Consider the following 26,765-nt stretch of genomic DNA (forward strand, 5'->3'; position numbering starts at 1 on the left):
ACGGTGTTATTTTTGAACGACAATTTTCATCCCGCATTGACAAAGCACCGAATGTTTCAGCCGCCGCACGGGCTGTTGGCATTGTTCACAAATCATCGTTTTATTCACTCGTTCTTCTCTCCTTTGTCATCCCTTCTGCTTTCCATTATACACCTAGCCATATTTAAAGTAAATATAATTTAATAATAAGTATCATTTTATAAAACAAATCATTTGGACCTTATTTCCACTTATGCTACACTATCCATAGTATTAATATTCAAACAAAGGGAGGCTGTGACGATGTACGACATCGCCATTATCGGGGCCGGCCCCGCGGGGGCAAGCGCCGCCGTTTTCACCGCCAAAGCCGGGAAGAAAACCGTCTTGTTTGACCATGACAAAGGGATGACGAAACGCGCTTGGGTGGAAAACCATTACGGCGTCCCGCAAATCAGCGGGCCGGAATTGGTGGAAACCGGGAAAAAGCAAGCAGCGAAATTCGGCGCGGAATTGGTCGAAGCACAAGTGACCGACGTGCAAAAAACAGACGGGGGGTTCCGTCTCGAAACGGAAAACGGCTCCTATGAGGCGAAACACGTCATTTTCGCCACCGGCGTCGCCACCGATCTGGCGGAAAAAATCGGCCTGCGCACAAAACCGGGAACAGAGCCGCGCATTAAAACGGTGCTTGACGTCGATGCCGACGGCAAAACGAACATCGACGGCATTTGGGCGGCCGGGACGGTCGCCGGCGTCAGCGTCCATACGATCATCACCGCCGGCAACGGCGCGAACGTTGCCATCAACGTCATTAGCGAGCTGAACGGCGAGCGATATGTCGATCATGATGTATTGAAAAAATGACAAAACGAGGGTGTCTCAAACGCAACGAGACACCCTTTTTCCGTGCTATATATGCATTGAACCGATCCGTACCTCTCTATCTTGTCTGTTGCCGCCGGACAGACGGCCATAGACGCAGCCGAAACACCATACGGCAGGCTGAACGACCGCTTGCGTCATCACCGCATCCAAACGACAGTCGGCCGCCCCGCCCACCCGGAGGCGCTCACCGCCCGATGCTCCGGTACTTCCCTTCAAAAAACAAGAGCGGGTCGCCCGGTTCGTCTTTCAGCAAAATCTCGGTCACTTCCCCAAAATAAAGCGTATGGTCGCCGGCCACGTGCGTGCTGTGGACGTTGCATAAAATATTCGCCATCGCATCCGGCAAAATCGGATGACCGTCCACCCATGCAAACGAAACAGGGCGTTCTTCTTTCAACTGGCCGGCAAACAAGCGCGACAGCTCCTCTTGATCGCGCGTCAAAATGTTAATGGCAAACTTCCCTGTTTGCTTGACGATATCATGCATCCGCGCTTTATGGCCGATCGAGACGACGACAAGCTTCGGATCAAGCGAAACGGACATAAACGCGTTCGCCGTCATCCCTTTCACTTCCCCTTGAAAGTCGGTCGTCACCACCGTCACACCGGTTGCGAATTTCCCCATCGCATTGCGAAATGTGCGATCATCCATACGTTCTCCCATCCTTCCCTTTTCGTCATCCACCACCCGGCGCCTTCCGCCGGCATATGGACGGCTTTCCTTCTTGCTGTTTCCGCCCCCGGGCGCTTTCCCCGGCTTTTTGCCTTTGCGCCCTGTGAAAAAGCGGCCAATCTACACCCCCATCATAGCAGAAAGAAGGAAAAGACACAACGACGATACACGGCTCTTACCGGCGCCTTGCCGCCCCAAGGTACGCCTCGGCCACCCGCTCGTCGTTGAGCAGCTCGGCGGCTTTTCCGTGCAAAGCCATAGCGCCGCGCTCGAGAACGTACGCGTAGTCCGCTGTTTGCAGCGCGGCCCGCACGTTTTGTTCGACAAGAATCATGGCCGTGTGGAATTGATCGCCAAGCGGTTTCAGCATGCTCATCACTTCCTTGACCACAAGCGGCGCCAACCCTAATGACGGTTCGTCAAGCAAAAGCAGCTTCGGTCTCGCCATCAGCCCGCGGGCGATCGCCAACATTTGCTGCTCCCCGCCGCTTAATAGTCCGCCCGGGCGGTCGAGCATCGTTTGCAGTTTGGGAAACAGCTCGAGCACCCGCTCATAGTCGCGTTTCACATCCTGCCTGTCGCGGCGCTGGCGGCGGTACGCCCCAAGCAGCAAATTATCTTTCACCGACAAACCGTCAAAAATTTGCCGCCTCTCCGGCACAAGGCAAATGCCTTTGTCGACGATGTCCTCCACCTTTCCGCACGGAAGCGGTTCGCCTTCAAACACCATCTCCCCTTCGGTTGGAGTGTAGACGCCGGCAATCGTGCCGAGCAGCGTGCTTTTGCCCGCCCCGTTGGCGCCGACAATGGCGACGATTTCTCCTTCGCCGACGTGCAAATCGATTCCTTTCAATACGTGCAAATGGCCGTGGTGAACGTGAACGTTGCGAAGCACAAGCATCAGACCGTCTCCTCTCCCAAATACGCTTTGATGACGTCCGGATGCCGCACAATCTCTTCCGGCGCTCCTTCGGCGATTTTTTTGCCGTAATCGAGAACGACGATCCGGTCGGCGATCGCCATCACCGTTTCCATATCATGTTCCACAAACAAAAAGGTAAACCCTTGTTCTCTCATGGCCAACAACACATCAACAAGCTGCCTGGATTCTTGCGGGTTCAGCCCGGCCATCGGCTCGTCAAGCAAAATGAGGGAAGGACGGGATACAGCCGCCCGGGCGATTTCCACAAGCCGCTGCATCCCGTACGGCAGCGTGCCGGCCTTCTCCGCAGCGAGATGCGCCAGCCCCACTTGCGCAAGGCGGGAAAGCGCCTCTTCCCGCGCTGTCTGTTCTTCTTTCGCCGCTCGCGGCAGCCGAAAGCCGGCGCTGAAAATTCCGCCCGTCAACCGCGGATGAAAACCGACCATCACGTTTTCGGCAACCGTCATATCGGAAAACAGCTGCAAGTTTTGAAACGTCCTCGTCATTCCCAACATCGCCAGCTCATGCGGCTTTTTGCCGTTGGTCACGACCCCTTGAAAGCGGACGAAGCCGCCAGTCGGGGGAAAAATGCCGCTGATCGCATTAAACAGCGTCGTTTTCCCCGCCCCGTTCGGCCCGATCACCGCCACCATCTCCCCTTGGGCGACGCCGAACGATACATCTTGCACCGCCTGCACGCCGCCAAACGACTTGGACAATCGCTCCACTTCAAGCAACATGGCGCTCACCCCCGCTCCCCTCCGATCGAACGGGCTTGATGACTGTCGACGGCCGCCGTCTGCTTCTGTTGACGCCAACTTGCTTTCCACAGCCGCCTCCATCCTTTGGCCGCGACGCCCGTCAGCCCGTTCGGCATGTAGATCAACATGACGACGAGCAACAAGCCAAAAAAGACGATTTCAAATTCCCCGCCGGCATTCGGCAGCAGCAGCGGAACAACGGCCTTAAGCCACTCTCCCAAACAGACATAGACGGCCGCGCCGACGAGCCCGCCCCACACGCTGCCCGTCCCGCCGATCACCACCATAATCAAAAAGTAAATGGAAGGGACGATGCCGAATAAGTCCGGATTGATGAACGTGACATAATGGGCGTATAAGCTCCCGGCCGCCGAAGCGTAGACAGCGCTGAGCATAAACATTTGCAGCTTGTATTTCGTAATGTTCACCCCAAGCGAGCTTGCCGCCACTTCGCTCCCATGAATCGCCCGCAGCGCCCTTCCGACCCGGGAGCGGACGATGTTGCGGGCAAACCATACCCCGGCCAGAACGAACAACGACACAAGGTAGTAAAAAGGAAGATCGCTTTGCAGCGGAATCCCGGCGATGCGGATCGGCGGGATGCCAAAAAAGCCATTCAACCCTCCTGTGATCCCTTTCCACTCCTTAAAAAATGTAAACATAATGACGCCAAAGCCTAACGTCGCCAACGCCAAATAATGTTCACGCAGCCGGAAAACCGGAATGCCGACCACAAGCGCCACCAAAGCGGCCAAAGCCGCGCCGGCAGCCAACGCCAGCCAGGCCGACCATCCCGCGTGCGCCGTCAAATAGGCGGACGTATAGGCGCCAATGCCGTAAAACGCCGCCTGGCCGAGCGAAATTTGCCCCGCATATCCCATCAGCAGCGTCATCCCCGTGCTCACGAGCGCGTACAGCCCGATGAGAATAAGGGTGCTTAGCACGTAATTATTGCCGAAGACGAGCCAAGGGAGACCGAGCCAGACGGCTGCACCGACAAGCCAAAGCCACCGTTTTCGTCCATCCGTCATTCGTTGACCGCTCTCCATCCATCCGTCCCCCTTATACCCGCTTTCCGGTCATCTTGGCGAACAGCCCGTTCGGCATGAAAAACAGCACGAGCAGCAGCAGCCCAAAGCTGATCGCTTCTTTGTATCCCGAGGACAAATACCCTTCCGCAAACGACTCAAGCAGCCCGACGAGAAAGGCGCCGGCGATCGCCGCCGGAGCGTTCGTCAGCCCGCCGACAACGGCGGCGATGAACGCCTTCAGCCCGATCATCATCCCCATATCATAAGAAGCGCCCGAAATCGGGGCGATGACGATTCCCGCGAGCGCCCCTAGACCGGCGCTGACGGCCATGGCCCCAAGCGACATTTTGCGGATGTTAATCCCCATCAACCGAGCGGCGAACGGGTTGATGACACACGCTGTCACCGCTTTGCCGATCGAAGTCCGGTTCAAAAACAGATGCAGCGCCAAGAAACTGATGACCGAGATGATGACCGCCCAAATGCTTTGCCATTGGATGACCGCTCCGAACAGATGGAGCGCCTCATGACCGCTAAACGGCCGCAGCGCATACGGATCCGTCCCCCACACGAGCAGCGCCAGCCCGCGAAACACAAATGAGACGCCGATCGTGATAATAATGAGCACGGCGACAGACGAACGGCGCGCCGGCTGAATGGCCAGCCGCTCAAACAGCGCGCCGATCGCCATCACCGCCGCAATGCTGAGCCCGATCGCGAGCGCAAACGGCATGCCGCTGTTGACAAACGTCATGCACAGCAGCGCCCCTAACATGGCAAAGTCGCCTTGGGCCAAATTCAAAATGCCGGTCACACTGTACGTAATGACAAATCCGAGCGCCACCAACGCGTAAATGCTGCCGACGGTCAGCCCGGAAAACAACAGCTGCACAAACTGGCTCCACGCTTCCATGACCCGCCCTCCTTCAACAGCTGGGTGAAACAAAAGAAAAGGGAATGAGCAGCCTAATTCCCGGTTTCCTATTCAGCAAGAACAAACTTGCCGTCTTGAATTTGCACCATCACTAAGCTGTCGGCATCCAGCCCTGTATGATCATCTGTAGACATATGGAAGACGCCCGAAATGCCGATAAATTTTTTCGTATTTTCCAAAGCCGACCGTATTTTTTCTTTATCGGTTCCCCCTTCTTTGATCGCATTGGCCAACAGATGAAACGCATCCCACGCATGTCCGCCAAATGTGGTCGGCTCATAGCCGTACGCTTTTTCAAAATCCCGTTTGTATGCCAGCAGCGTTTCCTTTTGCGGATCGCTGTCCGGAAGCTGGTCGGCCACTAAAATGCGCCCGGCGGGGAACCATACGCCGTTGGCCGCCTCACCGGCCAAATCGATGAACCCTTTCGTGACAATGCCATGGCTTTCTACAATCGGCGCCTCGATGCCCAACTGGCGGATGTTTTTCGTCACGACCGCCGATTCTTGCGCCGTGCCCCATACAATCACGGCCTGTGGATTCGCTTTTTTCACCCGTGTCAACATCGCTTTTGCATCATCGACTGTCGCTTCAAACTCTTCCTCCGCCACCGCCTGGACGCCATACTGCGGGGCGTAGCGCACGAACTCGTCGTGCCCGCTCGTTCCGTATGCATTGGCGACGTTCAGCCACGCTACTTTCGTCCACCCTTTTTCTTTTAGGAAGCTGAGCAGCTTTTGGATGACAATATCGTCTCCTTGAGCCGTTTTAAATGTCCAAGGGCGCGAAGATCCATCGTCTGGGTTGACAATTTGTTTGCTCGCTGCGAGGGAAATGTACGGAATGCCTGCCTTTTCGATTTGCGGGATCATGGCTAAGGAGTTGCCGCTGATCGTGCCGCCGATGATGGCGGTCACTTTGTCTTGCTCGATGAGTTTTTTCGTGGATAGCACTGCTTCGTTTTGATTGGATTTGTCGTCATAAGCGATCAGTTTGATCGTCTTCCCTTCAATGCCGCCTTGCTCGTTCCATTGCTTGACGAGCATTTTGACCGTCTCCATCTCCGGCTTGCCGAGCGGCGCCGCTCCACCTGAAGCAGAGAAAATGGCGCCGATTTTCAGTTCTCCCTCTCCCCCGCCGGAAGCCGGCGACTGGCCGCAGGCGGCGAGCATCATCGTCATCCATAAAGCGAGAAGCGCTGCCCACCATCGTTTCATCTTCCCTTTGCCCCCTTTTTTGATAGCGGTTTCAAAATAAGTGTTCATTGCCCCCGCCGGGGGTTGCCTCCCCCGGCGGGGACGGTGCTACCGGCGGCGCTTGAACGCCTCCGCCGTATTCATTTTATGTTGCCGGGCATACTGCTCGATTTCATGCGCCGGCGCCTTCCCCCGCAGCAGGCGGATGATATGGGCGTGCTCGTCGATCGACGCTTTCGCCCGCTGCGGCACAAAGGTGAAGCCGTAGGCGCGGATCCGCTTCATCCGCTGCCAAATGCTTTTGATTTGCTCTTCTAAATAGGCGTTGCCGCAATGGGCGTAAATGAGCGTATGAAACTCGTAATTGAGGTCGCTGAACTGCTCAAATTCAAATTCCTCAAGCGCCCGCTCCATCCGCTCGTTTAATTGTTCCAGCCGATCGATCGCCTCCTTTGTCACACGGGCGGAGCCGAGCGCGGTCGCATAGCCTTCCAGCACAGCCAACACCGACAGCGTCTCGATATATTCTTTCTCGTTGATATTGCTGACGACGGCGCCTGTATACGGCTTAAATTCAACGAGCCCTTCCGCTTCAAGCTGGCGGATCGCTTCCCGCACCGGGATGCTGCTTAGCCCGAGCTCGCGGGCGATTTGGTCGATGACAACCCGGTATCCCGGGCCATAGACGCCGTTTTCAATGCGAGAAAGAATATACTCGTAAGCCAATTGGGTTTTGTTTTTCGCTTTCGTTTCCATACCTTCATCATATCCTATGCCGTATACGTCCGGCTACCGATTTATGTCCGCTCCGCCGACAGCGCGGATGACGGGGCGGCTTTCCCAAGCGGCGGGATGGACGGATCGCCGACGGCAACGTGGACGACTTGCACTTCCGTATAGAAATCAAAGCTGTAATGCCCGCCTTCGCGGCCGATGCCGCTGTATTTCGTCCCGCCAAACGGAATGCGCAAATCGCGGACGTTCGGCGAGTTGACCCACGCCATCCCGCTTTCGATCGCCTGGGCGACGCGGTGGCCGCGCTTCATGTCGCTCGTCCAGACGTACGCCGCCAAGCCGTACTTGACATCATTCGCCAGCCGAATGGCCTCCTCTTCATCAGCAAAGGACATCACGGCCATGACCGGGCCGAAAATTTCTTCTTGCGCCACTTTCATATCGTTGCGGCAGTTAAGCAGCAAAGTCGGCGGCACAAAGTTGCCGCGCTCGAGCCCTTTCGGAACGCCGGGGGCATAGACGCTCGCTCCTTCTTGCCTGGCGATCTCGATATAGCGGTTCACCCGCTCCCAATGGTCGCGGTGAATGAGCGGCCCCAGTTCGGTCGCCGGGTTCATCGGGTCGCCGATGACGATGCGGTCGACGCGCTCTTTCAGCCGGGCGACAAATTCGTCGTAAATCGATTGTTCAAGCAACAGCCGCGAGTTGGCCGTGCACCGCTCGCCATTGAGCGAAAATACGCCCCAAACGGCCGCATCGAGCGCCTGTTCAAGGTCCGCGTCGGCGAATACGATGAGCGGCGACTTGCCGCCGAGCTCCATCGACGTTTTTTTCAACGTCGCGGCGCTGTTGCGGATGATGTCCATGCCGGTCGTCGTTTCACCGGTAAACGAGATGAGGCGGACATCCGGATGGGCGACCAGCGCGGCGCCCGCCGTTTCGCCAAATCCGTGCACGACGTTGAACACCCCGGCGGGAAGCCCGGCTTCATCGATGATTTCCGCCAGTTTATTCGCCGTCAGCGGCGACCATTCGGCCGGCTTCAAGACGACGGTGTTGCCGGTCGCCAGCGCCGGGGCGACTTTCCACGTCTCAAGCATAAACGGCGTATTCCACGGCGTGATGAGCCCCGCCACCCCGACCGGCTTGTAAACGGTGTAGTTTAAAAACTGCCCGTTCACCTGGTACGCTTCGCCGACAAGACGCGTTTTCACCATCTCCGCATAAAAGCGGAAGTTTTCCGCCGCGCGGGCGGCCTGCTTTTTCGCCTGGCTGATCGGAATGCCGGTGTCAAGCGCCTCTAAATAGGCGATGTCGTCCGCATATGTTTCAATCAGCTCGGCAATGCGGAACAAATACCGGAGCCTCTTTTCAACCGGCATCGTCCGCCACGGCCCGCCATCAAACGCCTGTTTCGCCGCCCGGACCGCCGCGTCGATATCCTCTTTCCGCCCTTCGGCGACTTCGTTGATCGGCTCGTTCGTAAACGGATTAATGTTGCGGAAATACACACCGGCTTCCCCTTCCGCAAACCGCCCATTGATATAATGAAGCACTTTCGGTTGCCCCGTCATTCGTTTCCCCCTCCCGCTATGTCCGATAACGCGCATGAATGTTGTTATGCTTATACGTCCCCGCCTCGCTGAACTCATACAGCTCAAGCGACAGCGCCAAATAGCGTTTCGCCAGCAGCGGGGCGAAATGGTCTTTCATGACGGCAAACAGCTCGTCGCCGACTTCTTTTTTCACCTGTTCCGGCCGCCCGGCGCCGATTTTCAGCGTCGCGTGCACAAACGCATCGTCTTCCGCGCCGTCGGCCACATAATATTCGCTGAGCCGAATGGCGCGCGAACGGATGCCGCCGACGGGAAACACGCCGCGCCGTTTGATCAGCACGCGGTGAACTTTTTCAAGCAAACCGCGAATATCGGCTTCTTCGCCGAGATTGTCCGTATATTCCACAATAAAATGCGGCATCCTCTCCCCTCCTTTGGCTAAACGATGTAGTTGATCAGCCGGCCGATGCGCTCAATTTCGGCCGCCACTTCATCGCCGGGCTCGACGTTCACCGCTCCTTTTGGCGTGCCGGTCAAAATCACATCGCCCGGCGCAAGCGTCATAAATTCCGTGATGTACTCAAGCAAATACGGGATGGAAAAGATCATGTCGCCCGTATATCCTTCCTGCACGACCGTTCCGTTGACATACGTCCGCAAACGAAGCGCCATCGGATCGCCGACTTCCTCATGGCTGACGATCCACGGGCCGAGCGGCGTCGTCCGGTCGCGGTTTTTGACGCGGAAATTCGGCCGGTAATAGTTTTCCAAGTAGTCGCGGACCGCGTAATCGTTGGCAATCGTGTAGCCGAAAATGTAGTCGTACGCCCGCTCCGCTTTCACCCGGCGGGCCGGGCGGCCGATCACCACCGCAAGTTCGCATTCGTAATGCATCATGTGGACGCCGGCGGGGCGGACGGTGCGGCCGCGATGGCCGACAAGGGTGTTTTTCCCTTTGAGAAATAAAAGCGGCTCGGCCGGCGCTGAAAACGACAATTCCCCGGCATGGTCGGCATAATTCAAGCCAAGCGCCACGACCACGCCCGGCTCGACCGGCGGAAGCCATACGACCTCGTGCTCGCTGACGGTCATCCCGTCCGGCAGGCGGAGGCGGCCGTCAGCAAGCGGCTCCGCTTCGGTCACCGCGCCGTTCCATGCGACGCGCGCCCGCTTCATCGTTCCTCTCCCCCTTCTTCCCGAACGAGCCGGTTTTCCAGGACGCCGACGCCTTCAATCTCGACGCGCACCACATCGCCGGCCGCCGCGAGCGGGGCGTCAGCCGGCCAGCCGAAAAACAGCACATCGCCCGGATAAAGGGTCATAAAGTCGGTCACATCGGCCAGCCATTGTTCAACCGGACGGCGAAAACGGCCCGCGCCGGCCTGTTGGACGAGGAGGCCGTTCACGTATACGCGCACCGAAAGCGCCGATAACGGCGGGGCTTCCCTTTTCGACACGATCCACGGCCCGACGGGGGCGAACCCGTCGCGCGCCTGCTCCTTCACCGCCGGCCGATACCGCTGTTCGTGCGGAATCGAGAAATCGTTGACGATCGTATAGCCGTCCACATAATCGAGCGCCCGGCCCGGCTGCACGCGCGCCGCCGTCCGCCCGATGACAAGGCCGAGCGCCGGAACGGCCCGCAGCTCGTTGACGCCGGGCGGAAGAAACACCGGCCGCCGATGGGCGTTGATCGTGTTGGCCGGCTTCATGTACAGCACCGGGCCTTCGGGCGGCTTCCGATAAGGGGGCTGATGCATGCGCTCGAAACATCGCTCCCATTCCAACCGGTCGTTCCACGCCACCCCGTACATCGCCCCGCCAACAGGCGCAGCCCACTCGAGTTCCTCCATCCGGTGCATCCGTCCATGCCATCGCACCGTCCCGCTTTGCGGCGCGGCCTCCGCCTCAATCATCCCCCGCACGCCGGCTAAGCGCAGTTGCACGTTCACCCTATCCCCGCCTTTCTTGGTCAGGCTGATGATTTCAACGGCTGATGAAACACAATCGTTCTCTCCCGCCGGTGTTGTTCACCGCAAGAAGAGGAGCCGGGCTTGAGCACGTTTCCCAGCTTGAGAACAGCGCATTTCAAATTGAGTTTTCGTTGAATCACGCGCCTTTTAGACGCCCGACTGTTTTCACGCCTTTGCTTGATTCCTCATTTCGGCCATTCGCGGCAAACGTCCGGCGCGCGCGGTTTCCCATCTTCCCCATCCCCTTCTTCCGCTTCCCGTCCGCTGTTTTCACCGTTGCAGCTCTTCGGCCAGCAGCCCGTATTTGACGAGCGTGCGGCGGATTTGCTGCTGGTGCTCCCCGCTTGGCAAATCGAGCGGCAGCCGGAGCGTCGGGGTGATTTTCCCCATCATGCCGAGCGCCGCCTTGACAGGGCCCGGGTTCGTTTCAATAAACAGCACATCGTTCAGCTCCATCAGCTCAAAATGGAGATCTTGCGCCCGCTTGATGTCACCTGCAAACCACGCGTCGTGCAGCTCGGCCACCTTTTGCGGCACGACGTTCGCCGTCGCGCTGATCGACCCGGCGCCGCCGATCGCCAGCATCGGGTAGCACAACAGCTCGATGCCGGAAAAGAGGAGAAAATCGCGTCCGCAATACAAAAGCACCCGGTTCACATGCTCAAAATCTTTGTTCGACTCCTTCACCCCGATGATGTTCGGGCAATCCTCGGCGAGCCGCGCCAACGTTTTGACTTCCAAATTGACCGCCGTCCGCCCCGGAATGTTGTAGACGATAATCGGGATGTCAACCGCCTCGGCCACCGCTTTAAAATGTTTATAGAGCGCGGCTTGAGACGGGCGGTTATAATACGGGACGATGACCATCGCCGCATCGGCGCCCATTTCCTGCGCGAATCGGGTCAACTCAATCGTTTCCGCATGGTTGGTCGAGCCCGTCCCCGGCACGAACGGCACGCGCCCGGCCACCGCTTTTTTCGCCGCTTCCATCACCTGTTTCCGCTCGTCAAGCGTCAGCGAGCTCGGCTCTCCCGACGTTCCGGTGACGGAAATGCCGTGCGTGCCGCTTTCAATATGCCAATCGATAAGCGCGGTCAACGCCGCAAAATCCACGTTTCCTTCCTCATCGAACGGCGTGACGACCGGCGCGATCGAGCCGCGCAGCCGTTCTTTCACCTCGCGATGCGCCATGTCTCTCCCTCCTATTTATCAGAATTATCTAAACGTTATATACATATTACACAAAAATCATATATGAAATCAACTATTAAATTATATATGAATCAAATGAGGAACGTCGGCTTGACTTTGGCGAGCGCCGGCTCTTTAGGTTCGACCGGTTGGCCGCTATGAACGTCAAGCACGACCGACGCCTCCTCAAACCAGCTGTCCGGCGCCGCATGCCCCCAAAACGTTTGCCGGCGCGGATCATCAAGATCCCAGCGGATCGGCGGGAAATCCGGATCGCTCGTCAAGTAGTCGCCGTTATACAGCTCGATCCGATGGCCATCGGGATCGCGCAAATAAACAAAGAAGGCGTTCGACAGCCCGTGCCGCCCCGGCCCGCGTTCGATATGCGCCCCATATCCGGACGCCGCCAACACGTCGCACGCATGAATCAAACTGAGCGGATCCGGCAGCCAAAACCCGATATGATGAAGGCGCGGGCCTTTCCCGTTCATCATCGCCACGTCATGGACGTTTTGTTTCCGGTGAAGCCACGCCGCCCACAGCTTGCCGTCTTTCGTTTCCGTATACTCCGAGCAGGCAAAGCCGAGGCCGTGCACGTAAAAATCGTACGCCTGCTGAACATCAGCCACCATGCAATTGAAATGGTCAATGCGCTGCACGCGGGCGCCGCGGTACAAGTCATACCGCTGCAAAAGCCGCTCCACCGCCGTCATTTGCGCGAAAAACTCCAGCGGCAGCCCGGACGGATCTTGCACGCGAAACGCCCGGCCGACGGCGCGCTGACTCCGTGCGTCAACCCATTTTGGCTCCAACTGCCTGGCGGCGAACCAACGGTAAAGCTCCTCAAGTTCCCGCTCCGATCCCACTTTATAGCTGATCGCCTCGACGGCGGGACGGTCCGCCTTTTTCAACAGCAAGCTATGGTGTTGGTACTCTTCCAACCCGCGCAAATACAAATGCCCTTCATCCGCTTCCGTCACGACAAAGCCAAGCACCCGTTCATAAAAATCGCGCGCCGCCGCCAAATCCGTCACATGCAGCACCGCGCGGGCCGCACGAATAATGGAAAATGCCATCGTCCTTCCCCCTTTTACTGTTCGCTATTGGCCGGAATGTGCACGCTTGTGGCCGTCCGCAAAAAATCATGGATGAGCTGTTTGTAATACGCTTTTTCATATCCGTCGAAATATGCCATCCCCATCCGCACCGGGTCGCCGAAAAAGTAATATTCATAATGCGTCTGCCGGGCGCCGAACGCGCTCATCGTAAGGTCCCAGGCGAGCCGGAACAGCTGGACGCGCTCATAGCCGTCCACCGTCGCCCCTTGCATGGCGCGGCGAACGATATCGCCGATTTCTTCATGATGGAAATCGGCTTCCGTCGGAATCGCCATCAACCCCGATGCGCCTAAAATGCGAATGATCTCCGCCAAACGCGGATACACGCGCGGGTACCAGTTGCGCGCCGCATCAAGCGCGGCAAAATCCGGCGTCATCGTTCCCCAGCGGTCCGGCTTGGCGTTATGCTCAGCCCGGTACAAGTGGCTTCTCATCGTCTCCAAAACGAGCATGATTTCCGCCCCTTTGTCTTTCACGTGCTGGAACTCGCCGATGCCGATCGCGTCCATCAGGCAAAGCGTGACGCCGAGCAAAAACTCCGTTTTGACGATGTTTTTCGCCACGACTTGGTGCGACATATGGACAACGGCGTTCGTCTCGCGGAACGTCCGGTTGCAAATCGACGAATTGCCGCACACAAACACGCGCTCCCACGGCACGAACACATTTTCAAATGAAACGATCGCATCGCCTTCTTCAAAGCGGGAGGCGAGCGGATGGTCCCATGCGCTCCGTCCGTAGTCAAACGCCTCGCGGCAAATGAACTTGACGCCCGACGTGTTGTTCGGGATGGCGAAAGCGAGCGCGTACGGGTCCTCTCCGGAAGACGATCTTTTCACCGTGGAGGGAAACACTAAAATTTCATCGGTAATGCCGCCTTGCGTCGCCAACAGACGGATGCCGCTGACGATAATGCCGTCTTTTCGCCGCTCCACCAAATGAAGCGGCACATCGGCGTCTTTCTGTTCATGAAGCGCCTTTGCGCGATTCATTTGCGGATGGATGAGCGTATGCGTCAGGCTGATGTCGTTTTCGCGCGCATATTCATAGTAACGTTTCGCGTTTTCGGCAAACATCGGATCATCTTCGGCAAATAGATCGTTGGCAATGCCCATGGCCATGACTTCGGCGTTCAAATAATCGGGAGAGCGGCCCATCATCCCCGCCGACATATGCGCCCACTCTTGCGTCGCCTCGCGCCGGGCGATGAGCTCGTCAACCGTTGTCGGCTGAATAAACGTCATGCCGACAAGCTGCCCGGTTGTCGGCGACCGGTACAACATTTTGTCCGGCTTTTCATATTGCCGGTCATAAAGCGCCGCCATCGAGCGGACGACGTTGCGAAACGCCGGATGCTCGGTGACATCCCCGACTTTTTCCCCGTGGATGTACACGCTGCTTTTCGCCTGCTTGAGGCGTCCCATGTACTCTTGACCTGTTTTCGCCGGCATTTTCATTCCCTCCATTTTCACGTATAATGGGATAAGAAAGCGCTATCATTCAGAATGTTCGGAATTAATATAACATATGATTTCATATATGAAAAATACAAAAAACATTACCTAATTCATATAAAAAATATATAAACAGGGGGAGAAACGGATGATCGATCTAAAACAGCTCAAGTACTTTACGACGATCGTCGAGGAAGGACAAATTACAAAAGCGGCCAAAAAGCTGCACATCGCCCAGCCCCCGCTCAGCCAGCAGCTGAAGCAGCTCGAGGAAACGCTGGGGGTGACTTTATTGGAACGAAGCACGAAAAAATTGGAGCTGACCGAACCGGGAAAAGTGCTGTACGAACGGGCGAAACAGCTTCTTCAGCAGCTCGATGACGCCTTGTTGGAAGTGCGCGAGATCGAAGAAGGGGCAAAGGGGACGCTGTCCATCGGCTGTGTCAAATCTTGCTTCTATTACTTATCCGAGGTGATGGAGCCTTTCCACCGCTCGTTTCCCAACATTAAGTTTCACCTTCGCGAAGGGGACAGCTTTTTAATCGGCGAACTGTTAAGAGAGCGCATCATCGACATCGGCATCGTCCGCCTGCCCATCGACGACCTTCGGCAGTATGACATCATTTCGCTTCCAAGCGAACCGTACGTCGCCGTTTTGCCCGCCCAATGGCCGGCACGCGGGCCGCATATGCATGTGCGGGAATTCCGCGGGCTTCCGCTGTTGCTTTTGCACCGCATCCACGGCAAAGGCCAATATGAGCTGGTCGTTCACGAATGCCGCCGCCATGGGTTTGAGCCGAAAATCGTTTGCGAATGTCCTGACGCGACCGTCCTCCTTTCGCTCGTCGCCAAAGGAATCGGCGCCACCATTCTTCCCCAATCAACCGTTTCCTTTTTTCCGGTTCCCGGCATTCGGGTGTGTTCTCTCGTTGATTTCAGCGTCCAGGCCGAAGCCGCGGCCATTGTGGATCAAAGCCGGCATCTCTCTAAGAGCGCCCGCCATTTCTTATCGTTCTTGCAACATCGGTTTGGCGGAATGTGACTTGCCGCCGCTAACGTTTTAGAGAGCGAGGCCTATGCGCCCTATGGCGGTAGAAAGCCGGTGAACAGCGAAGTCTCTAGAAAGATGGGGAAAAACAACAAATTCGCTCGATTTGTGAGAAATCGCCAAAAAGGAAGTGATGGCGTTACAAAGTTTTCCATTTGAGAAAAACGGTTGGAGAGCAGCCTTTTAGATTGATGCGCAACGCAACGAAACAGCATACGCACCGCCAGGTTTTTCAATTTGAGAAACAGAGGAGGAATCAGCATTTCCCTTCAAATCCCCAACCTTTTCGCAAACGAACGAACAAGGAACATATTCGGCGAAACCAACCGTTTTTCACCGATCCTAAAAAAAGCAGGACCCACCGTCGTGGTGAGTCCTTTCCTAATTTTATATTCCGGAACGAGTGTTTATGACGCCGACTTTTGCATCTGCTCCCGCTTCCCGGCCATATATTGAACGGCGAACATGGCGACAAACAGCACCAAGCCGACGATATCGCTCACTCTTTCCGGATAAATGAGCAACAGCCCGGTGACGGTCGCGATGATGCGTTCAAGAATGTTAAGTTTCCGGTACCAAAAGCCGATCATTCCTGCGCTGATGGCGAGCATGCCGATAAATGCCGAGAATACGACCCAAATCAAATACGGAACGGTCGTGTCAATCATGAGCAAGGCCGGTGAAAGCACGAACATGTACGGGATGATAAACGCCGAAATGGCAAGCTTCGTGGCGATAACCCCGGTCCGCAGCGGGCTTCCTCCGGAAATGCCGGCTGCCGCAAACGCCGCCAACGCCACCGGCGGTGTAATGTCGGCGACAATGCCAAAGTAAAACACGAACAAATGCGCAGCCAGCTCCGGCACGCCGGATGCGATGATCGCCGGCGCCGCGATCGTCGAAGTGATGACGTAGTTGGCCGTTGTCGGCGAACCCATGCCGAGAATGAGCGAAGTCAGCATCGTGAAAAAGAGCGTCAACAGCAAAACGCCGTTTGACAAATCGATCAAGCCGTTTGCCATTTTCAAGCCAAGGCCCGTTTTCGTCACGACCCCGACGATGATGCCGGCTGCGGCGGTCGCCGCCGCCACGGACAGCGCGCTTCTCGCCCCGTCGACTAGCGCGTCAATGATGTCGCGCCATCCTAGCCGCGTTTCCTTTTTCAAACCGCTGACGACAATGATCGCCACGATCGACCAGAGCGCCGCCCGCATCACGCTCATCCCGCTCATCAGCAACACGATGACGACTACAATCGGAACGAGCAAGTAAATTTTCCCAAGCACTTCTTTTCGGTTTGGCATTTCATCTTCCGTCAACCCGCGCAGCCCGATCCGTTTCGCCTCGAAGTGCGTCATCATCCAAATGCCGGCGAAATACAAAATCGCCGGGATGGCGGCCGCTTTCGCGATCTCCCAATACGAAATGCCGCCGATAAATTCGACCATCAAGAACGCAGCCGCTCCCATGACCGGAGGCATGAGCTGGCCGCCGGTGGACGATGTCGCCTCCACAGCGCCGGCAAATTCTTTTCCGTACCCGAGCCGTTTCATCATCGGAATGGTAAACGCCCCGGACGTCACGACGTTCGCCACCGAACTGCCGCTGATCGTTCCTTGCAGCGCGCTTGAGAACACCGCCACCTTGGCCGGACCGCCGATCCGCTTCCCGGCGACAACGAGCGCCAAATCGTTAAAATACTCCCCGACGCCCGTTTTCACTAAGAAGGCGCCAAACAACAGGAACACGAAAATATACGTCGCCGACACGTACAGCGGCGTGCCGAAAATGCCTTCTGTCGTGAAAAACATCGTTTTGACGAGCCCTTCCAAATCAACGCCGCGATGAGCTAAAAATCCCGGCATATACGGCCCGAAATACGCATACAGCAAAAACAGCGAGGCGATGATCGTAATCGGCAGCCCGACCGCCCGCCTCGTCGCTTCGAGCACAAGCAGGACGGCGACAAGGCCGACCGTAAAGTCGAGCGGCGTCATAATGCCGATGCGCTGGACAATGTCATCAAGCATGAGCGGCAAATATGCCCCGACTCCGATGGACAACAAAGATAACATGATATTGACAATGCCGACATTAGAACGCCGAAGATTCTTTTTTCGCGCCGGAAACAGCAAAAAAATGAGAGATAATGCAAATCCTAAATGAATCGACAATAAAATTTGTTTCGGAAGTGTTTGAAAAATGGAAGCGTACAACTGAAAGAGCGAAAACGAAAGGAGTCCGAAAAAGGCGATCCAGCCAAGCGGCCCCTTCAGCCTGCGCGTCGCCGCTTCCGGGTCATATTTTTCCAGCAATTCTTGCTGCTCCTCGACGGACAGCTGTTCAAACTTCTCAGCCAAATAAGTTCACTCCCCTCCAGCATTGAAACAGTGATAGTCGCGTCATCTTGATGCGGACAATGGAGCCGGGAGGGATGACTGTTTTTAACGCCACCGTCTTCCCTTGATACACGACACGATGGTTGGCGACAACTCGTCCGATGCTCAACCAGATGGATGGAAACTTGCGCTCCATGCCAGTAATATAATATTTTCCATCCCGCAACGTAAACGTCTCTCCCGGCGCTGCGTCAGCCGGCATCCCGACCGCCGTATCCTCATAAGTGAGCGCGATTTGTTCAATCGTCCCGTCCGCCAACAGTTTATACGTTTCCTCGACATCTGAACGATGGATCGAATGGGTATAACGAATCGCGAACGTATCCCCGACGGAAGCCGGGATGTAGGCAGCCACCCAACCGTCCTTTTCAAACGCCACCGCCTGGCGGAAAGGAATGAAGAAGACGGCAACCGTCACCAGAAATATACTCGTCGCCAAGACTCGTTTGCGCATCAGCCGTTCCCCCTTGCCGGCCGGTGGAAATAAGGAAGGGCTGGCATCCTCATTCAAGCCAGTCCTTCCCCTATCCCGTTATTCCGCTTTAACTCCTTTTTCATCAAAATATTTTTTCGCGCCCGGGTGAAGCTCAATCGACATGCCATCGAGCGCATGTTCGAGTTTGATTTGCTGGGCTTTGGCATGTTTCACTTTATCCAAGTTTTCAAAAATCGCCTTCGTAATGTTGTAGACTGCATCCTCCGGCAGATCCGCCCGGGCGACTAACATCGCGCGCACAGCGACCGTCGGAACCGTTTCAGCAAGCTTATACGTTCCTTTTGGCACTTCGTCTTTCGCATAGTACGGATATTTTTCAATTAAAGCATTGATTTTATCTTCCGCAATCGGCACAATGACGACATCTTCGGTCGCCGACAGCCCTTCTACCGCCCCGGTTGGCGTTCCGGCCGTAATAAAGGCGGCGTCGATCGTTCCGTCTTGGATGCCGGAGACGGAATCATCAAACGACAAGTTGCGCACCTTAATATCGTCAAACGTCATTCCGTGGACTTCCAAAATTTGCTCAGCGTTCGCCCGCGTTCCCGAACCGGCTTCCCCAACGGAAACGACTTTCCCTTTTAAATCTTCCACTGACTGAATACCGGATTTTTTCGTCGTGACGATTTGGATCGTTTCCGGGTAAAGGGTCGCAATCCCTTTAACGCTTTCAATTTTCTCTTTAAACATGAGCTTTCCTTCGGTCGCATATGTCGCAATATCGGTTTGGGCGAACGCGATTTCCGCGTCACCGGCGTTCAAAATGGCCATGTTTTCCGCCGATGCACCAGACGTAATCGCATTGGCGTCAATGCCGGTCTCATCTTTAATAATATCCGCAAACGCACCGCCAAGCGGATAGTACGTTCCACCCGTTCCGCCGGTGGCAATGCTGAGGAATTTCACGTCGCCGCCTTGCTGTTCACCGGCTCCTTCCTGTTCCGCCCCTCCGCCGCCGTTGCCGTTGCCGCAGGCTCCAAGCAGCAGCGACATAGAAAGAACGGCCATCAGACGCATGAACCGCTTTCGTTTCTTCATTGTCATCATCCCCTTTTCTATTTTTCTTTCCCTTTTGATTATATTGTATTAAAAATACTTTCACAACTATGAAACAATTCCAATCACCCCTGCATCCAACATTTACCTTCCCCAACTTCTGCTTTGAAAAGCGTGGGATTGCGATCCCTTCTCTTTCAAGCGGCCTCATCGATACAACATTACCGGGCGGCCACGGCCGAGTTATTGCTGCTGCCTCCATCGTCCTGCGGGAACCTGGCCGTACGAACGATCCGCCTGCCAAAAGGTCTGGTTGACAAATTCAGCAGCCTCAGGCGATAAATAGAGCCATTGTTCCACTCACGATGTGAATCCTCTATTTTTTCTAAACCCATAAAGCCGCAAACTCCCCTACACTACCGCCGCAACGAGCCGGCTGCTGATGGCGTTTTTCCCCCCTTCCTTCGGCCCCGCAGCCGGGCACGAACGGCAAAAATCCGACAATCGTCGGACTTCAATGGGAAGACAAATTGTCATAAAATTTAAACATATTAAAGCGCTTACAGCGCCTACTATTCAAAAAGGGGGAGGAGAAAAGCCATGGAAATGGCGACAAAACCGGTCATCATTGGGGGGCGCACGGCGAAAAAGCCGCTGCTCGCCGCGCTGTTAGGGGGGTTCCTGCTGTTGGGCGCCTTGCTGTCGATCTTCGGGCTGACGGGCGTCGCCTACGCCGTGCCGCTTGGCGGCGTCGGGGAGTTCACCGTCCAGTTCAAAACGCTCGAGGGCAACGGTTTTAAAATGTACGGCGGGATGGCGGAATCCGGAAAAGCCAAACAAACGCCCGTGTTTGTCAACGAGATTAACAAAGCAACCATCCAAGGACTCAAAATTTCGAAAGATTTCGAGGCGCTGAACCTCCGCGTTGTCATCGAGGCTGGGGGGACTGTATCGATTGACGGCCTCGTCCAAAAAGCAACGCAAATTAACGGCAACATCTCCTTCGGCAGCCTGACAATGAAAGAAAACTATATCGGCGACGTTGAGGGAGATGTGCAAAAAGCAGCGGCTGAGTTCACCCAAAACGCCAATACGATTCATATTGAAAACGGCGACTTGAAAACCGTCTATTTGTTCCAGCAAGCCGTATCGCTTCCGGGCATGAAAGTATATTTCGAACCGCTGAAATAGCGATGCTACCTTAAGTAAGGAATGATGGAGATGATCCGTTCCCGTTGGCAGGCGCTTCAGCGCTGGCGCAGACGGCGGCCGTTTTGGGGGGCGACGCTGCTGTTGCTGTCGGGCTTGATCATTTTGTGGATTCCAGCGCACTTATATGAAATTTCGCTCGTCCCTGGCAGCACCGTCTTCGTCGGCTTTTTCTTCGGCGGGATGGTATTGTTGATGGCCATCTTGTCGTATGCAATGCCGCGGCTGGCCACCTTATTCGGCATCATCGGCATGTTCAGCGCGATTTTATCGATTATGGGCGCCTTGGGCGGCTTCTTAGTCGGCACCATTCTCGGCATCATCGGCGGGGCGCTTTGCATCGCCTGGCGGCCGCAATGGGCCGACTCCGCCGCCCCGCTGGCGCATAGCGAAGCGGCTGCGGACAAGGAGGCCACCAACGTCACCCACTGAAAGCCATGAAGCAAAACCGAACGCGGATCGGCCGTCCCGTTCGGTTTTGTTTTGTCATCGCCGCCAATAAAGGCACATATAGATGAATGAGATCGACCACTTTCCACAGAAGAAGGAGGACCGCCATGAAATACCTCTCTCCCGAGCGACTGCACGTCACCCAGACCGCTGGAATCACCCAGCTGTCACCAGTGAACGGCCGTCTGTACACCTTAACCCACTCGGACACGACTGGCACCTTATTCCTCACTGTCTCCCGCGCATTTGTCACTGATCAGCTCACTTCTCAACGCGATGAAGTGCTCGGTGAATGGAAACAAGCCGGGCAACAGCTAGTATTGTTTCTCTATGTATTCGTTGGCAACCGGCAAATGGGCCGGCAAGAAAATGCGCGCCGAGCGAACGTATTCAAGAAAGAATTGCCGTTGGCGCTCGAAGCTATTCGCTATGGCGACCGCGATTTTTTTCGCACGTACCCGTTTTGTGATTGGTGCCCGATTTTCATTCATTTCACTTCCGAATACCCGGAGCTCAACCGGACGGAATATTATGGCACTCCGTATTTGTATCGCTGACAACCGCTTCGGTGACGGGGCTATGCATCGCCGCGTTTTTGAGCAGTCGACAAACAAACCTCTTCCTGTTTCTCAACACCTTAAAATATCGGGCCAACGGTATTGCGCGCATTGTAAGAATTACCCTTAAGCATTGCACTCAAAGTGAGTGCCACTCTACATTCCCCGCCTCAATCATGATGATGTTCCCCCCGTCGGTGACTATTTTAACTTTTTCAAGCGATGAAGTGGCGGAAATAAGCACCACTTCCAATATTTCATCAGCATCAAAGTCTTTAACGCAATCTGTTTCAAAATATGTTACATCTTCAAAAACATTGAATCCTTCAATCATTTCCGGATCTTTCGTTTCGTCATAATCGAATTGTTGCCATTTGCATAACTCAGTTTCAAGAGATACTCTTTTGGTGGTCGAATCATATTCTACCTTATTAATTAAACTCCCATGCAAATGATATCTTTTAAGAAAATCAGATATTCTCATCATCTCTTCCCCCTTGTTCATCACAATGTTTGGGCTGTTGAGTATGTAGTTATTTCATGATGGCCGAAAAACAGAGGTGACAAGCTTTTTTCCAGACGTTAAAACTCAGAGAAAAATCGTGATGGATAAACTTTTGGCAATAGCAAACGAATGAGAGTGCGGGCGGGTTTTTATAGTCATCTTAAACGATTGATAATTTACATTATTTGGATCATTACGTATCTTTGTATTTCGTTGCTATAATCTTATTGACATCCGGATGATCAACATATCCTGAGAGGAAGGGAATAAGGTGGAAGGAAAGTCGATATTTAACTATCGCTATGTGGCTATGATTCTCTCATGTTGTTTAATTTTTAGTATTGTCGTCCCCCCATTTGCACAAGCTGCTCTTGGGAAATCGGAACGCGTAGTGCAAAAAAGCCGAAATATTGAAGCTAACATTGGTGATCTTCCCACGAAACGGCCAAAATCAAAATTAGAGCTCGAGAGCAGACGGACAAAGTATTCGACAAGATACTTGAATCCGGATGGAAGCTTTACTGAAGAGATATACCTGCAACCCCAATTTTATCAAGATCCTCTTGATAAGAAATGGAAAAAAATTAATAACGATCTAAAACCCAACGGGGCCGATATGTTTGAGAATACGGCTAACGCCTTCAAAGTAACATTCGCAAAACAATCGAGTCAACCTGAACTTGTTTCGATCAAAGAAAATGATAGAATCCTTTCGTTTATCCCAATAAATGCGAAAAATGTGCAAGGTGTTGCGAAAAATAATGAAATCATTTATAAAGGGTTATTTGAACAAACCGATGTGCGATATCGCCTTCAAGGCAATGTGGTCAAAGAGGATATTATTCTTAACAATAAACCTTCCAGCAATGCTTTTACTTTTGAGATGAAACTAAAAGGGGTAAAGGCTGTTGCTAAAAAAGACGGAACGATCGTCTTTGAAGACTCAAAAGGGAACCCTAAGTGGTACTTAGAAAAGCCATATATGTTCGATGCGAACCACAAGTATTCTGATCAAGTTGCCTTTCATTTACGTCAAAATAGCGGCAAAACTTATATTGATGTGATAGTAGATGAGAGCTTTTTACAAGATCCAGACACCATATATCCGGTAACGATTGACCCTACGATCAATGAATGGGATGTTTTGCGGGATAATTTTATTGCCTATAATTTTCCTGATTCTGTCTATTCGAGCAACACATACATGCATACAGGTTACAACAGTTATTTCGGAACGACTCGTGCTTTAGTGAGATTTTACCTTCCGAGTCTTCCAAGTGATAGTGTCATTTCCAGCGCTACATTTAATGCCTATCAAACAAATGCCGATGGTCAACAAGTATCCATTGATTTACATCGAATTACAAGCAATTGGTCTTCTTCTGTTACCTGGAATAATCAGCCTTCTATTCGAAGCACAAAAGAATCAACGACAACAAACAATACGGCCAATACGTACTGGAGCTGGGATATCACTCAGTTGGTCAAGGACTGGTACAATGGTATTCAGCCGAACTACGGCTTGATGCTGAAACAGCAGAACGAATCGTCTTCTCCATATCGCACATTTAATACGGTAAACAATAGTGTTAATACGCCGCGCATTACGATTAATTATTGGGTAGAGCCAATCGGCCAAGAATCTTTCTGGACGACCACTAAAGATGGGGTGAATCCAGCAAACGGAAACCTTGTTTTACAAACAACGGATCTTGCTATTTCTGGTCTAGGCGAAGATGTTGAATTTACGAGAACATACAATAGCCGAAAGTCCGGATCGAATGGGATGTTTGGTTATGGATGGATGTCTAATCTCGAAATGAATATTTGGGATGCAGGCAGTGGACCAGTTACGTTTGTTGATGGAGATAATACTCGTCATATTTTTGGTGAAAAAGTTGGCGGGGGATACGAAGCTGCTGGTGGTGTCTATCTCGATCTAATCAAAAATGGGGACGGCACTTATACAATAACCAAAACCGATGGTACGAAACTTTATTTCAATACAAATGGCAAACTTTCTCGCATGGTCGATACAAATGGGAACACGACTACATTGAATTATAATGCAAACGGAAAATTAGCTTCAATTACAGATGCATCAGCAAGAACGACGACGATTGCCTATGGAACAAACGGATATGTATCGAGTATCACCGACCCAGCAAACAGAACCATCTCTTATGAGTATGATGCTTCCGGCAACCTAACGAAAGTTACGGATGCTCAAGGAAACGCGACCATTTTTACGTATGATTCGGATCATAATCTAACAAGTATTAAAAATGCCCGAAATATTACGACGACAATTGGTTATGATACACTCGACCGCGTAACAAGCATTGAACGCCCTATTACGATTAACGGCGCACTTACAAATAGTACCACAAATTATTCATATGACAAAACCAATGGTGTTACGTCGGTCACAGATGGCGAAGGGAGACGGGTAGATTATACGTACAACGCTAACGGCAATATTATTCAAATCACAGAAAATCCTTTAGATGCTCAAAACAAGGCTGTGACAACATTCGATTATGATAATAACAATAATTTAACCCGAGTAGTGGAACCAAATGAAAATAAGGCGAATGGAACCGCAGCGTTCATTTATCAATATGACGAAAAAGGAAATATTGTCAGCGTTCAATTGCCAGAAAATCAGTCGGCACAATATACGTATGATTTGCAAAATAATCTTATCAAAGAGCAGGATTTCAACAGCAACGTCAGCACATTTGATTATGATCAAAATAACAATCAAACCGAAGCGATCGATCCTTATACACAATCAGTTTCACAGCGATACGATAATCTGGGAAATTTGCAGTATTCGACGTATCCAATGTCTACAGCTGATAACTTGGTAAGTAACTCTAGCTTCGAATTCGATCATAATGCGGATAATTGGCCAGACAACTGGACAAAGGCCGTAGAATCAGGGAAAATCGCTACATTCAGTTGGACGACAACAAGCAAATTTGGGAATAAAGCGATCAGCATTTCGAATTCGACCGGATGGGCGATTGTCAGTTCTGATAAGCAGCCGTATGATGGTGGAGTTTATGTGGCAAGCGGTTATGTAAAAACATCGTCCATGTCTGCCAGAGCTCTTATTAAAGTTGAATATTTTGATGCGCAAGGAAACTGGTTAAATCAAAAAATTTCTTATGGGTTGGCAGGAACGAACGATTGGACTCGGCTTCATGTCGTCGCGGATAACGCACCAACTGGCACCAAATCTATTCGGGTATCGGTTGGCTTAAATGCCGGTTCGGGAACTGCTTATTTTGACGGGATCCAATTAGAGAAAGGAACGGTTGTCAGCGCCTATAATCTTGTTGATAATTCCAGCTTCGAGCGAGATATGAATAGTGATGGAATTCCTGACAATTGGACGACAAGCGGCAATTTATCAACAAATGATGGACTAGATACAACAGTTGCGAATATATATGTTGGAAGCAAGTCATTAAAAATCACAGGAGAGTCTGGGAAAAATAAGCATATTAAACAACGGATTAATATTTCTGGCGACAGCAACACTAAACTTACGTTGTCTGGATGGTCCAAACAAGAAGGAGCCAATCCAAACGGCGGTTACTATAGCTTGCAAGTAGCAATCCACTATACGAATGGTACAACCGATTGGGGTTATGCAAACGACTTTGATAAGGCGAAGACCGACTGGCAGCATGTGACAGCGGAAGTCAAGCCGAAACAAGCGTTTGATTACATTGAAGTGTATTACTACTATTTTAATCAAACCGGAACCGCATGGTTTGATGCGATGCGCTTAGAAGTGGGAGCTTCCCATACTTCTTACACGTATGATGCGAAGAAAAACTATGTAACCCAAATCAAAGATCCGGCAGGAGATACGGTTTCTTTCGGTTATGATGCCGTAGGAAATCAGACAAGTGTAACGGATGGAAAGGGAAAAACGACTTCTTATGAATATAATGCCAATAACCAATTGACAAAAGTCACGGATCCAAACGGCAATGTGACGACGTATGGTTATGACGGTGTAGGAAATCGTACATCGGTTAAGAATGCAAAGAATTATATAACCAACTATACGTATAATGAGTTGAATCAGGTTTCTGGTTTCACGAACCCGTTAAATCAAACGACGTCCTTTGCCTATGATAAAAACGGTAATCTCACAAAGGTTACCTACGCCAATGGCGATAAGGTATCCTATAGCTACAACGCGCTGAACCGCCTTGTTTCGATTGCTTACAATGGCTTGACGAAATGGACGTTGAATTACGATGCCAATGGCAACGTGACATCGGTCACGGATGGTAGTGGAAATACGATCACGTACACGTATGATAAGAATAATCGTCCAACACGAATCAGTAAAGGGGCATCTAATTCCATTGCCTATGGCTACGACAATAACGGAAACGTGATGTCCACCTCCATCACAGTGGGTACAACAACCGACACCATCGGATACAGCTACAACCCGTTGGATCAGCTAGTCGTGTTGTCCAGAAACAGCGCCAACCTTGCGAGATTTACGTACGATGAGCGAGGGAATATTTCATCCATCATCCATGCGAATGGCACCTATACCGCCTACGAGTATAATGATGCCAACCAGTTAAAATCGATTAAAAACTTTGGCGCGAACGGCAATGTCTTAAATTACTTCAACTACAGCTATGATGCCAATGGCA

General features: G+C 52.9%; 24 protein-coding genes. 6 read left to right on the plus strand and 18 right to left on the minus strand.

The features are described 5' to 3' along the window. The first annotated feature begins 282 nt into the window (after positions 1-282). Complete coding sequence (locus tag ACTVDO_RS10660; RefSeq protein WP_442901480.1) at positions 283-846, plus strand: FAD-dependent oxidoreductase; 564 nt, start codon at positions 283-285, stop codon at positions 844-846. 205 nt (positions 847-1,051) lie between these two features. Here the strand turns inward: ACTVDO_RS10660 and ACTVDO_RS10665 are convergent, their stop codons facing one another. The 14 genes from ACTVDO_RS10665 to hpaB form a co-directional block, all read right to left on the minus strand. Further along, positions 1,052-1,519 carry a flavin reductase family protein gene (locus tag ACTVDO_RS10665; protein WP_442901481.1) on the minus strand — a complete coding sequence of 156 codons (468 nt, stop codon included), beginning with the start codon at positions 1,517-1,519 and terminating at the stop codon, positions 1,052-1,054. Between the two features lie 196 nt (positions 1,520-1,715). Further along, positions 1,716-2,441, minus strand: a complete 726-nt coding sequence (locus ACTVDO_RS10670) for an ABC transporter ATP-binding protein (protein ID WP_442901482.1) — start codon at positions 2,439-2,441, stop codon at positions 1,716-1,718. Continuing rightward, positions 2,441-3,211 (minus strand): ABC transporter ATP-binding protein, encoded by a 771-nt coding sequence (locus ACTVDO_RS10675; RefSeq protein ID WP_442901483.1) that lies wholly within the window; start codon positions 3,209-3,211, stop codon positions 2,441-2,443. The genes ACTVDO_RS10670 and ACTVDO_RS10675 overlap by 1 nt, the downstream gene beginning before the upstream one ends. After that, positions 3,208-4,272, minus strand: coding sequence for a branched-chain amino acid ABC transporter permease (locus tag ACTVDO_RS10680; RefSeq protein ID WP_020961156.1), 1,065 nt, complete (start codon positions 4,270-4,272; stop codon positions 3,208-3,210). Before ACTVDO_RS10680 ends, ACTVDO_RS10675 begins: the two co-directional genes overlap by 4 nt. Positions 4,273-4,285: 13 nt before the next feature. Beyond that, the gene (locus ACTVDO_RS10685) at positions 4,286-5,167 is read right to left on the minus strand and encodes a branched-chain amino acid ABC transporter permease (RefSeq protein ID WP_020961157.1); all 882 of its coding nucleotides are present in this window, start codon (positions 5,165-5,167) and stop codon (positions 4,286-4,288) included. A gap of 68 nt (positions 5,168-5,235) precedes the next feature. After that, complete coding sequence (locus ACTVDO_RS10690) at positions 5,236-6,405, minus strand: ABC transporter substrate-binding protein (protein WP_442901484.1); 1,170 nt, start codon at positions 6,403-6,405, stop codon at positions 5,236-5,238. A gap of 87 nt (positions 6,406-6,492) precedes the next feature. Then, positions 6,493-7,140, minus strand: coding sequence for a GntR family transcriptional regulator (locus tag ACTVDO_RS10695; protein WP_020961159.1), 648 nt, complete (start codon positions 7,138-7,140; stop codon positions 6,493-6,495). Positions 7,141-7,181: 41 nt separating this feature from the next. Further along, positions 7,182-8,693: a 5-carboxymethyl-2-hydroxymuconate semialdehyde dehydrogenase gene (hpaE, locus tag ACTVDO_RS10700; RefSeq protein WP_442901485.1), complete on the minus strand. Its 1,512-nt coding sequence runs from the start codon at positions 8,691-8,693 to the stop codon at positions 7,182-7,184. A gap of 16 nt (positions 8,694-8,709) precedes the next feature. Continuing rightward, positions 8,710-9,096 (minus strand): 5-carboxymethyl-2-hydroxymuconate Delta-isomerase, encoded by a 387-nt coding sequence (locus ACTVDO_RS10705; RefSeq protein WP_020961161.1) that lies wholly within the window; start codon positions 9,094-9,096, stop codon positions 8,710-8,712. Positions 9,097-9,113: 17 nt separating this feature from the next. Continuing rightward, positions 9,114-9,851: a fumarylacetoacetate hydrolase family protein gene (locus ACTVDO_RS10710; RefSeq protein WP_442901486.1), complete on the minus strand. Its 738-nt coding sequence runs from the start codon at positions 9,849-9,851 to the stop codon at positions 9,114-9,116. Beyond that, a complete protein-coding gene (locus ACTVDO_RS10715) occupies positions 9,848-10,591 on the minus strand; it encodes a fumarylacetoacetate hydrolase family protein (RefSeq protein WP_442901494.1) in 744 nt (247 codons plus the stop codon). The genes ACTVDO_RS10710 and ACTVDO_RS10715 overlap by 4 nt, the downstream gene beginning before the upstream one ends. Positions 10,592-10,918: 327 nt before the next feature. Further along, on the minus strand, positions 10,919-11,839 hold the full coding sequence (gene hpaI / locus ACTVDO_RS10720) for a 2,4-dihydroxyhept-2-ene-1,7-dioic acid aldolase (protein WP_020961165.1): 921 nt from the start codon (positions 11,837-11,839) through the stop codon (positions 10,919-10,921). A 92-nt stretch (positions 11,840-11,931) separates the two neighbouring features. Continuing rightward, positions 11,932-12,915 (minus strand): 3,4-dihydroxyphenylacetate 2,3-dioxygenase, encoded by a 984-nt coding sequence (hpaD, locus tag ACTVDO_RS10725; RefSeq protein ID WP_020961166.1) that lies wholly within the window; start codon positions 12,913-12,915, stop codon positions 11,932-11,934. Between the two features lie 14 nt (positions 12,916-12,929). Further along, on the minus strand, positions 12,930-14,408 hold the full coding sequence (gene hpaB / locus ACTVDO_RS10730; RefSeq protein WP_442901487.1) for a 4-hydroxyphenylacetate 3-monooxygenase, oxygenase component: 1,479 nt from the start codon (positions 14,406-14,408) through the stop codon (positions 12,930-12,932). 151 nt (positions 14,409-14,559) lie between these two features. On the opposite strand from hpaB, the gene ACTVDO_RS10735 reads away from it, so the two are divergent. Beyond that, on the plus strand, positions 14,560-15,453 hold the full coding sequence (locus tag ACTVDO_RS10735; protein ID WP_442901488.1) for a LysR family transcriptional regulator: 894 nt from the start codon (positions 14,560-14,562) through the stop codon (positions 15,451-15,453). A gap of 413 nt (positions 15,454-15,866) precedes the next feature. Here ACTVDO_RS10735 and ACTVDO_RS10740 read toward each other — a convergent pair whose 3' ends face one another. The 3 genes from ACTVDO_RS10740 to ACTVDO_RS10750 form a co-directional block, all read right to left on the minus strand. Then, a complete protein-coding gene (locus ACTVDO_RS10740; RefSeq protein ID WP_020961169.1) occupies positions 15,867-17,819 on the minus strand; it encodes a TRAP transporter permease in 1,953 nt (650 codons plus the stop codon). After that, positions 17,812-18,312 (minus strand): DUF1850 domain-containing protein, encoded by a 501-nt coding sequence (locus ACTVDO_RS10745; RefSeq protein WP_020961170.1) that lies wholly within the window; start codon positions 18,310-18,312, stop codon positions 17,812-17,814. Before ACTVDO_RS10745 ends, ACTVDO_RS10740 begins: the two co-directional genes overlap by 8 nt. Before the next feature lie 78 nt (positions 18,313-18,390). Beyond that, positions 18,391-19,392: a TAXI family TRAP transporter solute-binding subunit gene (locus ACTVDO_RS10750; RefSeq protein ID WP_442901489.1), complete on the minus strand. Its 1,002-nt coding sequence runs from the start codon at positions 19,390-19,392 to the stop codon at positions 18,391-18,393. Positions 19,393-19,950: 558 nt separating this feature from the next. Here ACTVDO_RS10750 and ACTVDO_RS10755 point away from each other — a divergent pair. The 3 genes from ACTVDO_RS10755 (at position 19,951) to ACTVDO_RS10765 (ending at position 21,566) form a co-directional block, all read left to right on the plus strand. Further along, complete coding sequence (locus tag ACTVDO_RS10755) at positions 19,951-20,541, plus strand: DUF6230 family protein (RefSeq protein ID WP_442901490.1); 591 nt, start codon at positions 19,951-19,953, stop codon at positions 20,539-20,541. 30 nt (positions 20,542-20,571) lie between these two features. Then, positions 20,572-20,991 (plus strand): DUF6114 domain-containing protein, encoded by a 420-nt coding sequence (locus ACTVDO_RS10760; protein ID WP_442901491.1) that lies wholly within the window; start codon positions 20,572-20,574, stop codon positions 20,989-20,991. Between the two features lie 125 nt (positions 20,992-21,116). Continuing rightward, entirely contained in the window at positions 21,117-21,566 is a 450-nt protein-coding gene (locus ACTVDO_RS10765) for a staygreen family protein (RefSeq protein WP_025039239.1), read from the plus strand. Between the two features lie 139 nt (positions 21,567-21,705). Here ACTVDO_RS10765 and ACTVDO_RS10770 read toward each other — a convergent pair whose 3' ends face one another. Further along, complete coding sequence (locus tag ACTVDO_RS10770; protein ID WP_014196704.1) at positions 21,706-22,053, minus strand: hypothetical protein; 348 nt, start codon at positions 22,051-22,053, stop codon at positions 21,706-21,708. Positions 22,054-22,342: 289 nt separating this feature from the next. On the opposite strand from ACTVDO_RS10770, the gene ACTVDO_RS10775 reads away from it, so the two are divergent. Further along, positions 22,343-26,765: DNRLRE domain-containing protein (locus tag ACTVDO_RS10775; protein ID WP_442901492.1), on the plus strand; the 4,423-nt coding region annotated here is incomplete at its 3' end.

The sequence above is a fragment of the Geobacillus sp. BK01 genome, from assembly GCF_052220245.1.
Taxonomy (GTDB): domain Bacteria; phylum Bacillota; class Bacilli; order Bacillales; family Anoxybacillaceae; genus Geobacillus.